We start from the raw sequence: 13029 nt of genomic DNA, 5'->3' as shown, positions 1-13029 counted from the left end.
TATGAACTCTTTAAAAATGTTCCTTTTTCTGATTAGCACGCTCCTACTTTGTTTTGGTTGCAAAACAAGCACACAAAAGGATTCCATGAAAACGGTGATGGATCCGCATAGTTTTTCAAATCCATCGATTACTAAAGTGAAACATTTGGATCTTGATTTGAAAATAAATTTTGAAAATAAAAGAATAGAAGGTCTTGCTAGTTATACTCTTGAAGCAGACCATGGTTCAGAACTCATTTTAGATAATTTAGGATTGATTATTCAAAGTATTCAAATTGAATCCGGTGGCAGTTTAACAGAAGCTCATTATCATATAGATACCATAGATCCCGTTTTAGGCGCTGGAATCCATATAGAATTAAAAGCCAAAACGGAAAAAGTTCGCATTCAATATATGAGTGGTCAAAATGCTTATGCATTACAATGGCTTCCTAAGGAACAAACCAGAAGAAAGAAATATCCATTTTTATTTACCCAAAGTCAATCTATTTATGCCCGATCCTGGATCCCTTGTCCAGATGGTCCCGGTATCCGGTTTACGTATCATGCAAAGGTATCTGCACCTAAAGATTTAATGGTTGTAATGAGTGCAACGAATAGCATGCAACGCACTTCAGATGGAATTTATGAGTTTGATATGGAAATTCCCATTCCTGCTTATTTATTAGCATTGGCTGTAGGAGATTTTGATTTTAAAGCTATTGGCAACCGAACTGGAGTGTATGCTGAACCTGGTCTATTAGATAAAGCTGCAGCAGAATTTTCGGATTTAGAAAACATGCTTATAACAGCCGAAAACTTATATGGACCTTATCCATGGAAACGATATGATGTCATTGTACTTCCGGCAAGTTTCCCCTTTGGTGGGATGGAAAATCCAAGGATTACATTTCTTACGCCCAGTGTGATTGCAGGAGATCAGAGTCTTACCTCCCTTTTAGCTCATGAATTAGCCCATTCCTGGTCAGGAAATTTGGTTACAAATGCTAGCTGGAATGACTTTTGGCTGAATGAAGGCTTCACTACTTATTTTGAAAGCAGAATTATGGAAGCACTTTATGGCAAACCATATGCAGATATGTTAAGTAGTTTAGGATTCCAGGATTTAAATAAAACAATGCACGAAATGGGAACCGAAAATCCGCTTAGTAAATTAAAATTAAATCTCCAGGGAATGGATCCAGAAGAAGCGCTAACGGATATCGCTTATGAAAAAGGAAAATTACTTTTGCGCTTTTTAGAAGAACGAATAGGGCGAGCAGCTTTTGATCAATTTCTAAAAAATTATTTTGAATATTTTAAATATAAATCGAATACCAGTGAAGGATTTTTAAAATTTGCAGTGGAGCATTTGATTAAACAAGATACAAGTCTGTTAGATACCGTAAAAAAATGGATTTATGAACCGGGTTTAATTTCATTTACCCCAGCGTATGATACCCTAAGATTTAAAAATATTGATCAAAGCTTAGTTTTATTTTTAAAAACTATGAATCCGAAAAGTTTACATTCTGATGCGTGGACTACGCATGAATGGATCTATTTTATTCGCAAATTACCATATGATAAAAACATTCAAAGATGTTTGATTTTGAATTCAACATTTAAATTATCAACGGCCAGAAACAGCGAGATAAAATGCGCTTGGTTTGAATATGCAGTCAAAAATAATTTTGGTAAGCAAATACTTCCTGATATTCAAAATTTTCTTATCCAAAATGGGCGGAGAAAGTATTTAATGCCAATTTATACTGCCATGTTAGACAATGCATTAAATAAAGAAGCCTGGATTATTTTTGAAATGGCAAAATCAGGATACCATCCGATTTCGCTGAATTCTGTCCAAAAACTACTGATTGAAAAAATTTAATACGAAAATATTCGTATTAGCTATATTTGCGTGAATTTAACATAATTTAATATTTTATGAATTTAAAGACTTTCCTTACAATAGCAATCGTTTGCATTCAATTTATTATAAATGCCCAAGATCAAAATCAAGCGAAACGTTTTGATTTTGGTAAAATGTGGACATTCGAAAACCCTCCAAAAGAGTGGTTTAAAGAAGCTTATAATTTTACTCCAGATGATAGCTGGTATGATGATGTCAGAAAAGCTTCCCTTCGATTTGCAAGTTGGTGTTCTGCTTCCTTTGTATCTCCAAATGGTTTAATTATGACCAATCATCATTGCTCTCGCGATGTGGTTCCAGCACTTCAAAAAGAAGGTGAAAATTTTGAGAAAAATGGATTTTATGCTTCAAATTTGACAGATGAGCGAAAATCTGAAGGACTTTTTGTTGAACAAATGATCAGAGCAGAAGACATCTCTGAGCGTATTTTAGATAAAATGGATAAAGCTAAAAATGATACGGACCGTAAAATGTTTCAGGATTCTGCATTAGCACAGACAATCCGCGAATATCAGTTAAAAGAATCCTGGAAAGGGCTTCGGATTCAATCTGTTACATTTTATAGTGGTGGTAAATTTAGTTTATATGGTTATAAGAAATACAACGACATTCGACTGGTAATGATTCCTGAAAATGATTTGGGTGTATTTGGTGGTGAATCAGACAATTTTACCTATCCACGGTATACTTTGGATTGTACTTTTTGGAGAGCCTATGATGAATCTGGTAATCCTTTAAATACAAGCGCAAATTATTTCAAATTCAAAATAGAAGGTGCTGAAGAAAATGAACCCGTATTTGTAGTAGGAAATCCTGGAAATACAGAACGGTATAGAACCTTTAAACAATTTGAATACGATCGGGACATTCGATATCCTTCACAATTGGAAATGATGAAAAACCGGTATGATTTAATGCAAGCTGAATACGCTAAAAGTCCAAATGTAAAATTGCTGAATGAAATTTTTGGATTATCAAACGGAATTAAAGCGATTACCGGAATCCTAAAAGGTTTGAATACACCTAATTTATTGAATCGTAAAAAATCAATGGAAGATGAAATTCGAAGTAAAACTAAATTAAAAGGTGAAGATCCATGGCTTGAATTAGAAAAAGCCATTCAAGAATTAAGTAAATACGGAGCTGCATCTACTTTAATTGGAGCATCCCCAATAAAAGGTAATACGGTCATGCTGCTTTTTACATTAGCCCGCTATGAAAAAGCTTTATCCCAACCAGATCAAGTTGCAAAACTGGATAAAATAAGAGAAGAAATTAAAAATTATGCAAACGCTTTAAACACAGAGAAAGAGAAAGCTTATTTTCAAGTATATCTTAGCGAATTGAAAAAATTTGAACATCCAGATAATAAATATATAGATCAGATACTTGATGGAAAAACTCCGGAGAAAGCAGCAAGTAAAATTCTTGATAAAACAGATTTTGCTGATTCTGAAAAATTGACCAAAATTTTAATGAAAGATGCAGAGAAATTTAAAAAACTAAATGATCCTTTACTGGATGCATCCAGAATATTAGTTCCGAAATATAATGAAGCCGTATCCGCTTTTCAGTCATCGGTACCTAGAAGACGTGCCTTGGAAACGAAAGTAGCGAATGCCGTTTTTAAAGTAAAAGGAAATAATTTACCGCCAGATGCCACCTTTACATTGCGTCTCGCGGATGGAATTGTAAAAGGTTATGAATATAATGGTACCATTGCGCCCTATAAAACGAGCTATTTTGGAATGTATGATCGTTACTATTCATTTAATAAACAGTTTCCATATGCTTTGCCTGCAAAATGGGAAAACCCACCAAAGGAATTATTACAAGCACCCATGTGTTTTATAACAACCAATGATATTATTGGTGGGAACTCGGGAAGTCCTATGATTAATCGAAATAAAGAAGCAGTGGGTCTAATATTTGATGGAAATATTGAATCCCTTCCTGGAAATTTTATTTTTGATGAAGTATCCAACAGGACTATAGCTGTTCATACAGGAGGAATTTATGCTGCTTTGAAATATATTTATAAAGCGGATCGTTTAGTGAATGAATTAATTGGAAAATAATTGTATTCTGCTTTTAATTCAAGCTTAATTTTCAGAAAATGAAACAAATAATATATTCTATTTCCATAGTTCTTTTGTTTTTCAATTCCTGTTCACCGGGAGGTTCCGTAGCAAAAGGCATTAAAGGGATCACACAACGTTCAGATTGTAAAGGGCCTTGCCATAAAACGATGTCCTGTGAAGGCAAGCCACTAACCTTAGAAATGAAATTGGAAAACAATAATTTAATGACCGCTGGAAATACCATTTTTGCAAGAGATCCTGATAATTTTGACTACACGGTAAAAATTGAATTTGGAACAAGTGTTCCAATAGAACTCTACAGTGATATCAAAAATCCAAATAATAAACGCTTCGTTGTTACCGGAATTGTAGAAGGATATGATCAATATGTGCATGAACAATGTACAAGATCCTATATCTTAAAAGTGAGTGATTCAAAAGATTTTAAGGTGTTTAATAACTGATAAAATATTTAATTTCATTTTATCATTAATAATTCAAGCTTAATTAAGTTGATTTTAAAATTATTTTCATTCCTTCTCTTGCCGCTAATGCTGAAATTTTATGATTCCTTATAAAGTTTTTCACAAGATCAGGATGCGTTTTAGAATACTGGCGCAATGCCCAGCCTGAAGCTTTTTGAACAAAAAATTCTTTGCTATCTGCCCTTCTTAAAATCAATTTTTGCAGGCATTCAAAGTCTGTTAAATTACCAAATTTTAGTTGAAGAATGATTGCGGAACGTTGATACCAAAAATTATCAGATTCAATCCATCGATTACAATATTCATCCCGAAGTTCAAGGTTGCGTTTTACAATAGTACCAATAATACCTGGCGCAATACCATCCACGGTATCCCACCAGGATTCTCTTGCAATTAAGGATTCAAATGGAGCAATAAATCCAGGATCCATTTTCTTTGAAAATCGAAAACTTAAATCTAATGCTACATACTTAAATTCTCTCTTTTCATGGGACCAACATCGCTCTACAAAAGCAAGAAATTCATCTTTATCATGCAATTGATAATTCTCAAAAATAAGCTTTACTATTTCTTTTCTTACCGGAGATTTAATTCCATAATAATCAAATTGATTCCGCATATAATTTTTCATCCAAAAAGCATTTTCTTGGATTGCATTCTTTTCTAATGCCTTTTCCAGCTTATGATATAAGGATTCTAACAACACCGATAATTATTTAATAAGACTTAGCATATTTCGCTCATGGAAGGCTTCTTTCCGCACAACTTTATAATACAAGTCGTAAACATAGATTCCCGGAGGTGCATCTTTATCAGAATTTTGAAATTTACCATTCCAGCCAATATCAGGATCAGAGCTTGAAAAAATTCGCCCACCCCATCTATCGAAAATTTGGAGTTGAAATTTTTCCAGTGAATGAATTTGCCCTTTAGCAACAAAAACATCGTTCTTCCCATCTCCATTGGGTGTAAATGCATTAGGCATAAACAAGCTAAAGTCTCTGTAAACTGTAATGTCTGCTTCTAAAGTATCGGTACATAAAAATCGATCTGTTACAATCATTTGAATATGATGTATGCCCGTGTCATTAAATTCATATTGCAAAGCCGAATTAAAAAAATACTGCTTTCCATCAATGATCCAGGTTCTTCCTATGGTACCTGCAGAAAGATCTTTTAATTGAACAATAGGATCTTTTATATTGACGATACTTTTATCTATTTCCCAGTCTGCTATAGGTGGATTATAAACATAAATAACATTATTAAATGTACCTTCATTATAACAACCTAATGGAGAAGTCACCTCTAATTTTAAATCGAAAACACCGGTATCTGTAAATGTATGGTCTATTGTAAAACCAGAATCTATAGCTCCATCGCTAAACTTCCATAGAAAACGGTAGGAATTATCTGTTGGAAAAGATACGTTTTTAAATTCTACATTTAAGGGTACACATCCTTCACTTACATTCGGACGGAATACAATAACGTCGGGAGCTGGATACCATTTCAATTCATTAAAAACTGTATTTACACATCCAAAATTATCTTTAATGGTCAATAATACCGGATACGTTCCAGGATGAATATAATTTACATTAGGATTTTGTGAAAAGGAAGTAATTCCATCACCGAGGCTCCATGTCCAACTTGAAATATTGCTATAGGCGGAACTTGAAAGATCTGTAAATTGAACTGGGCCGGCCTTACAGCTATCATAAACAACCGTAAATTGCGATTTTAAATCAGGGATGACATTTATTTTAAAATAGCCCGTATCCCCGCAATTGGTACCAGGATTTATAATAAATTGTCCGTTGTGAACTCCACCCTCTTTAAACTTAATATATGGAGCCCAACCAAAGAAGGTATCTATAGCACCTCCGTTTTCATAGGTCCACATAATTTCATTTATAAATTTAAAGTCAACACTTGCATTTAATATTTGATATTCATTGGTACCGCAAACCGTAATTTCAAAATGATCTGGTGTAAGTTTACTAGCCCCAACTAATCTGGCTTCAATATTTCCTTCACAACTTGCAACATTAAATTGAAAATCCCTTTTTAGAACGGAAAGTAAAATGCCATTTCTATATTCATAAACACAAACACTTACCACAAATTGACCTATAACATCCGGCTTACCAGTTATTATGCCATTGAGAGAATTTATGGTGACTGGAGGGTTTCCTCCTAATGGAAACAAGGCTGTATATGGAAATCTATAAGCAACTGGTGAATATGGAGGAAGACAATCTGGAGTTGGAGTCGGATTATTACAATTCGCATTTGGACCTCCGCCATTTCCTTGTCCACCACCTTTAAGTGGCTCACAAAATTCATAGATTAATAAATCACCTTCTTTATCTAATGCTGAATGATCAAATTTAAAGGGTGCATTTACACATAAAACGATGGGTGGAAAATTAATAAATCTGGGAGAACTATTACAGGTACGCTGTGCTTCCGGATGGATTTCCATACTGTAGGTTGCACCTGTTGCACCCGGATCAACGATATTCGTTATCGTACCATTTCTACAACAGCGCTGCCAAACAATCAAATAATTTTGATTAATAATTGGCAATTCAACAATCATTTCATAGGTGCCTGCTTCTCCACAAATATTTGGCGGTAATTGAAGACATGGATAAACAGGTGGATCAATATTTTCTACAGGGATCGTAAAAGGAATTCGATATTCTGCATTAGAACCATTTCCTGTTTTTGTGTTGACATATTGATTTCCATTTTGTCGGTAAATGGTAAATCCAAGATTTGCATCAAATGGTGTTTGAGCGCCGCAATCACGATACAATTTGATGGTAATTAAATATTTTCTTTTGGTAGTATCTAATCCATTATTTCCATAACCTAAACATTCATAATACAGCTCGCCACCTATGATGTGTGTGGCTAATGCGCTATATGAAAAAATGCAAGCAAGAAAAAGTAAAACATGGTGAAGCTTAAATCCCATAATTAAAATCAAAAATAAGGCAGGAATTAATAACAAAGGTCCTTTTCATAGAATAGTACGTAAAATAACAATAAAAAGATTGCCTTAAACTCTAATTTTACGCAAATTACCTAAATAAATGCAACCTTTAGCAGAACGAATGCGGCCGACAAAACTCCAGGATTTAATTGGCCAGGAGCATTTAACTGGGAATGGTAAGGTGCTAAACACTGCAATGGTAACCAAACATATTCCGTCTATGATCTTCTGGGGTCCTCCTGGGGTTGGTAAAACCAGTCTTGCCAAAATTATTGCCCAGGATTTGGAGCGCCCATTTCATATTTTAAGTGCAGTCCAATCCGGCGTTAAGGAGGTCCGGGAGGTATTAGAAAAAGCTAAAAATCAGCGCTTTTTTGACCAGGCATCTCCAATATTATTTATCGATGAAATCCATCGGTTTAATAAAACGCAACAAGATGCACTTTTAGCTGCAGTCGAACATGGAACGATCGTATTAATTGGGGCTACTACCGAAAACCCATCTTTTGAAGTCAATGCGGCCTTGCTTTCAAGGTGTCAGGTATATGTTTTAAAACCTTTACAAAAGGAAGCCCTATTAAAACTTACGAATCAAATTTTAGCGAAAGATTTTTTGTTTCAGAATAAAAAAATCACACTCGATGAAACGGAAGGTTTAATTCAACTTGCTAATGGAGATGCTCGTAAACTTTGCAATATATTAGAACTCATTGGTTCTCAAAATTCGGATGAAATTCATATTACAGATGCACTGGTCTTTCAATTAGTGCAGGAAAATCCGGCGATTTACGACAAAAATGGAGAAATGCATTACGATATGGCATCTGCATTTATTAAGTCGATCAGAGGTTCAGATCCTAATGCGACATTATATTGGATGGCACGCATGATAGATGGTGGTGAAGATCCACGCTTCATTGTGCGAAGAATGTTCATTTCAGCTGCTGAAGATATTGGCTTGGCAAATCCAAATGCCCTATTAATGGTAAGTGCATGTCAGAATGCTGTTCAAATGGTTGGTTGGCCGGAGTCTAGAATTATACTATCAGAAGCCGCTATTTACTTAGCGTGTTCTCCAAAATCCAACTCTGCTTACACCGCTATTGAAAAAGCGTTGGAACAAACTAAAAAATCTGGCAATCAAGCGGTACCCTTACATTTAAGAAATGCGGTAACAGGATTAATGAAAAATATGGATTATGGGAAAGATTACCAATATGCTCATGAACACGAACATAGTTTTGTGGATCTTGAATATTTACCGGAGGCTTTAAGAGCCCAGAAATTTTATGAACCCGGTAAAAACCAATCAGAAGATAAAATAAGAGCTATTTTGAAACAATTTTGGAAAGAAAAATACAACTATTAAATCAAGCAGCTTGTTTGTTAGCTTTGCAAATTAATTTTCTATATGTCGCCAATTGAAACTGAACACCTGAAAATGATTCGGGAATCCGTTAGATCCTTTGCTCAAACGCATATTCGCCCTCATTTTATGGAATGGGATGAAACCCAACATTTTCCAAAAGATTTAATGCACCAGCTTGGTGCTCAAGGCTTTTTGGGCGTTTTGGTACCCCGGGAATATGGCGGATCTGGATTAAGTTACCAGGAATATATCACGGTGATCGAGGAAATTTCAAAAGTTTGTGGTTCGGTCGGATTATCTGTAGCAGCCCATAATTCACTATGTACTGGTCATATGATGACTTTTGGAAATGAAGAACAAAAACAAAAATATCTAAGCAAACTCGCAACAGGAGAATGGATTGGCGCCTGGGCATTGACTGAAGCGAATACAGGAAGTGATGCCATAAGAATGAAATGTGTTGCACATCAAGAAGGCGATTTTTGGATTTTAAATGGAACGAAAACATGGATTACACATGGTCTTTCAAGTGATGTTGCTGTGGTTATAGCACGAACTGGTGAATTATTAGACAGTAAAGGAATGACTGCTTTTATAGTAGAACGGACAACTCCAGGTCTTGCAGCTGGTAAAAAAGAAAATAAATTAGGAATGAGAGCATCAGAAACTGCTGAGATGATCTTTGACAATTGCAAAATTCATAAATCGCTCGTGATTGGTGAAGTTGGCGAAGGGTTTGTGCAAGCCATGAAAATTCTTGATGGTGGCCGAATCAGTATTGCAGCACTCGCTTTAGGGATTGCAAAAGGTGCCTATGAAGCCTCTGTAAAGTATTCTAAAGAACGCGAACAATTTGGTCAAACCATTTCTCAATTTCAAGGAATTGCCTTTAAATTAGCAGATATGTGTGTAAAAATAGAAGCCGCAGAATTATTAACCCGGCAAGCTGGGAAGATGAAAGATCTTAAACAAAAGATGACAAAACAAGCTGCAATGGCTAAATATTATGCTTCAGAAATAAGTGTGCAGGTATCAACAGATGCTGTCCAAATTTTTGGAGGTTATGGGTATACTAAAGATTTTCCTGTAGAAAAATTTTACCGCGACTCTAAATTATGTACTATCGGGGAAGGTACTTCAGAGATCCAAAAATTAGTAATTTCAAGAGAAGCCTTAAAAGAAGTGAATAGTTAAGGCAAAAATTTATGATTCGTTCGTCCGATAGCGGGTATGGCTGGACTGGAGAAAACTTAATCGAATGAACATTCGCCCCAAATTGCTGATCCTCTTGATTATAAAACAAAATAGGATACAAAACGTTAACTAATCAATGAGTTTTAAAGTGCGTATATTCGTTGTAATGCTAAGTTTTAGTTTACTAGCATCTCAATTTGGCTTTAATATTTATTTGGCATATTGCTGTTGTTCTAAAATTCTAAGTTATTCTTTAATACCAAAAGCAGACCCCTGCTTGATGCAATTAAAAAAACCAGCTTGCTGTTCAAAGGCTGGATGTTCAGCATCTGTCAACATTAAAAAGATGCCCTGTGGCAATAAAGTGATTGATTATAAATCACTTCAAACAAAAGCTGAAAAACCTGGTTTTTTTGAATTTCCAGTTTTCGATATTCAAAGTCCAGAAACTTATATTCATTGGACGCTTTCAAATCTAAAATCAAGCCTGTCTAAAATTGAATTCCATTATCCCGATTATTATGAAAGTGGAATTTTCCTTCGAAAAAAATATTGTTCCTGGATTTGCTAGCCAGAAGTGTGTTAATTTCTAAATTATCATACATTCTTTAATATTTAATAGCAAATTAAAATGCAGAAAATTATAATTCTTGTATTCCTATTTATGGCATCCAAAATTGGGAGTCAAAGTTTTACTGGCAATGTTTTAGATCGTCAAAACAAAGCTTTTTATGGTGCCGTTATTTATTGGTTGGGTTCAACGGCTGGCACTACCAGTAATGAAAATGGATATTTTAAAATCAACCGAACTCCTGAAAATAAAAAATTAGTTTTATCCTATGTTGGATTTAAAGCAGACACAGTAGAAATACCTGAAAGTCTGGATTTTGATATCTTTTATTTAGATGAAGGGATAACTTTAAATACGATTGATGTAGATGGAATTCGAAATTCAAATACGTTTTCCCGACTAAACCCTTTAAACATTGAAACACTTGAACGAAAAGAATTTAAAAAAGCAGCTTGTTGTAGCTTGTCAGAAAGCTTTCAAACAAGTAATGCAGTAGATCTAAGCTATTCTAATGCTGCAACCGGTTCAAAAGAAATTCAATTTTTAGGATTACGTGGACTTTATACACAGTTTCTTATTGAAAACAGACCCGCATTTGCTGGCATTTTATCAAATACAGGATATGATTTAATTCCAGGTACCTGGCTAGATCAAGTAAATATTCAAAAAGGAGCTTCTACCACGATTTATGGTGCACAAAGCATGGCCGGTGCAATTAATGTGCAATTAAAAAAACCAGATCAGGATGCTCCGGTATTTGTAAATGTATTTAGAGATCTGCATGGTCGAACAGAAGCGAATCTGCATTTAAATAAAATATGGAACGAGAAAAAATCAAGCGGACTCTACCTCAATTCAACGTATCACGATGCCAATAGAGATCATAACGGGGATTCATTTCAGGATGATTCAAAAATTAATCGGTTGAATGGAATGTTTCGAAATACATTTTATAGCCATACATTTGAAGGTCAAATTAATGCGCAAGCTTTGGTCGAAAAAAGAAAAGCTGGCCAAATTAAAACAGATAATCCGTATTTGATTGACCAGGAAATTTCACATATAAATTTATTTGGGAATTTAGGCTATGTCAATTTCAAAAAAGAACTCCAGAATATGGGTTCAATATATGATTTTTCATATTCAAAAATTAATTCTAGTTTTGGAAATACCAAATTTCAAGCAGATGAAAAACGGGCCTCAGCACAACTTTTTTATATTCATCCTTTTCAAGATGGAATCCATATAATAAATACAGGGCCTTCCTTTCATTATAATCAAGCCGAAGAAATACGAAATCAAGATACGATTCAATACAAAGAATCTGTTGTTGGGATATTTTTAGATTATTCATTTAGAAATACCTTGCATTTAGATAATTCATTTTCTTTCACGATAAGTCAACGATTTGATTTAATAAATGGAAAAGAGGCCCTTTATTTACCGAGGGCGAATCTTCGCTATTTATTTGCTGAAGATTGGACCATAAGAGCATCCATAGGTCGTGGATATAGATTTCCAAGGATATTTTCAGATCAATCTGGTTTATTTGCCAGTTCAAAATCTATGATCATCGAAGATATTGTAAAACTTGAAAAATCCTGGAACACTGGAATGAATATTACCGGAAAACCCTATTTAAATGGCAAAGAACTTACTATCAATTTCGACCTTTATTATACCTGGTTTCAGAATCAACTTCTCATTGATTTAGATGAAAATGATGCACAAGTTCACTTCTATGCTTTAGAAGGGAAATCAAATGCTTTGCAATTGATTACTACACTCTCCTATCCGATATTAGACGTATTAAATTTTAAAATTGGTGCAAAATATACACATTCTTACTCCGATTATAAAAAAGGAAATTTACAAAATTTACAGATTCCAAAATACCGCGGACTTGTATCCCTTGATTTTTCATCTCCAAATAAAAAATGGTTATTGAATCTTACCAGTATTTATGTTGGAAAAATGAGGTTAAGTGCCAAGGAAAATATACCACATGAAATCTCCCATAATCATTTAGGAAATTCAAATGACTATGTCATGTTACAAAGTCAGTTAAATTTCACCCATAAAAAATGGGAATTTTACACGGGTCTGGAAAATATTTTAAACTATACACAGCACGATGCAATTATTGATTCTAAAAATCCATTTGGGCCTTACTTTAATGCAACAGAAGTGTACGCGCCAGTAGCTGGAATTAAACCTTATGTAGGCATTAAATGGAGTTTATAAAAATCGTTTTTTAAAACAAACAAAAAATTGCGAAACTAGATTACCGCTAGCATCTTATTGGAACAACGAATTGGGTGAATTTTAGATTTAAGGTTTATGTGAAATGTCAAAATTAGAATATATAAAAATTCTAAATTACTGGAATAGAATATAAAAGGATCCTTAAATT

The 13029-nt window shown here is 34.3% G+C and carries 9 protein-coding genes; 7 read left to right on the top strand and 2 right to left on the bottom strand.

All coding sequences use genetic code 11. The features are described from left to right. The first annotated feature begins 1 nt into the window (after nt 1). From IPO86_08400 to IPO86_08390, 3 genes are read left to right on the top strand one after another with little or no spacing between them, the layout of a single operon-like run. The gene (locus tag IPO86_08400; protein ID MBK9728121.1) at nt 2–1870 is read left to right on the top strand and encodes a M1 family metallopeptidase; all 1869 of its coding nucleotides are present in this window, start codon (nt 2–4) and stop codon (nt 1868–1870) included. A gap of 56 nt (nt 1871–1926) precedes the next feature. After that, nucleotides 1927–3990, top strand: a complete 2064-nt coding sequence (locus IPO86_08395; GenBank protein ID MBK9728120.1) for a S46 family peptidase — start codon at nt 1927–1929, stop codon at nt 3988–3990. Between the two features lie 38 nt (nt 3991–4028). After that, entirely contained in the window at nt 4029–4457 is a 429-nt protein-coding gene (locus IPO86_08390) for a hypothetical protein (protein ID MBK9728119.1), read from the top strand. A 43-nt stretch (nt 4458–4500) separates the two neighbouring features. Here IPO86_08390 and IPO86_08385 read toward each other — a convergent pair whose 3' ends face one another. Together IPO86_08385 and IPO86_08380 are read right to left on the bottom strand one after the other, a co-directional pair. Further along, nucleotides 4501–5184 (bottom strand): DNA alkylation repair protein, encoded by a 684-nt coding sequence (locus IPO86_08385; GenBank protein ID MBK9728118.1) that lies wholly within the window; start codon nt 5182–5184, stop codon nt 4501–4503. A gap of 6 nt (nt 5185–5190) precedes the next feature. Beyond that, nucleotides 5191–7464 (bottom strand): gliding motility-associated C-terminal domain-containing protein, encoded by a 2274-nt coding sequence (locus tag IPO86_08380; GenBank protein ID MBK9728117.1) that lies wholly within the window; start codon nt 7462–7464, stop codon nt 5191–5193. A gap of 118 nt (nt 7465–7582) precedes the next feature. On the opposite strand from IPO86_08380, the gene IPO86_08375 reads away from it, so the two are divergent. The 4 genes from IPO86_08375 to IPO86_08360 all read left to right on the top strand — a co-directional run bounded on the left by IPO86_08375 (nt 7583) and on the right by IPO86_08360 (nt 12860). Further along, entirely contained in the window at nt 7583–8851 is a 1269-nt protein-coding gene (locus IPO86_08375; GenBank protein MBK9728116.1) for a replication-associated recombination protein A, read from the top strand. Nucleotides 8852–8893: 42 nt separating this feature from the next. Then, nucleotides 8894–10045 (top strand): acyl-CoA dehydrogenase family protein, encoded by a 1152-nt coding sequence (locus tag IPO86_08370; protein ID MBK9728115.1) that lies wholly within the window; start codon nt 8894–8896, stop codon nt 10043–10045. 136 nt (nt 10046–10181) lie between these two features. After that, complete coding sequence (locus IPO86_08365; GenBank protein ID MBK9728114.1) at nt 10182–10616, top strand: hypothetical protein; 435 nt, start codon at nt 10182–10184, stop codon at nt 10614–10616. A 60-nt stretch (nt 10617–10676) separates the two neighbouring features. Then, nucleotides 10677–12860 (top strand): TonB-dependent receptor, encoded by a 2184-nt coding sequence (locus IPO86_08360; protein ID MBK9728113.1) that lies wholly within the window; start codon nt 10677–10679, stop codon nt 12858–12860. Nucleotides 12861–13029 lie beyond the last annotated feature (169 nt).

Source organism: Saprospiraceae bacterium (assembly GCA_016717265.1).
In the GTDB taxonomy this organism is placed as follows: domain Bacteria; phylum Bacteroidota; class Bacteroidia; order Chitinophagales; family Saprospiraceae; genus Vicinibacter.
Note: the sequence above shows the minus strand (reverse complement) of the source record. Positions and strands in the feature narration are given on the sequence as shown.

Excerpts from the sequence above, each read along its gene's own strand:
- IPO86_08400 (MBK9728121.1), top strand. The coding sequence starts at position 2 with ATGAACTCTTTAAAAATGTTCCTTTTTCTGATTAGCACGCTCCTACTT.
- IPO86_08365 (MBK9728114.1), top strand. The coding sequence starts at position 10,182 with ATGAGTTTTAAAGTGCGTATATTCGTTGTAATGCTAAGTTTTAGTTTA.
- IPO86_08390 (MBK9728119.1), top strand. The coding sequence starts at position 4,029 with ATGAAACAAATAATATATTCTATTTCCATAGTTCTTTTGTTTTTCAAT.
- IPO86_08375 (MBK9728116.1), top strand. The coding sequence starts at position 7,583 with ATGCAACCTTTAGCAGAACGAATGCGGCCGACAAAACTCCAGGATTTA.
- IPO86_08360 (MBK9728113.1), top strand. The coding sequence starts at position 10,677 with ATGCAGAAAATTATAATTCTTGTATTCCTATTTATGGCATCCAAAATT.
- IPO86_08380 (MBK9728117.1), bottom strand. The coding sequence starts at position 7,464 with ATGGGATTTAAGCTTCACCATGTTTTACTTTTTCTTGCTTGCATTTTT.
- IPO86_08370 (MBK9728115.1), top strand. The coding sequence starts at position 8,894 with ATGTCGCCAATTGAAACTGAACACCTGAAAATGATTCGGGAATCCGTT.
- IPO86_08395 (MBK9728120.1), top strand. The coding sequence starts at position 1,927 with ATGAATTTAAAGACTTTCCTTACAATAGCAATCGTTTGCATTCAATTT.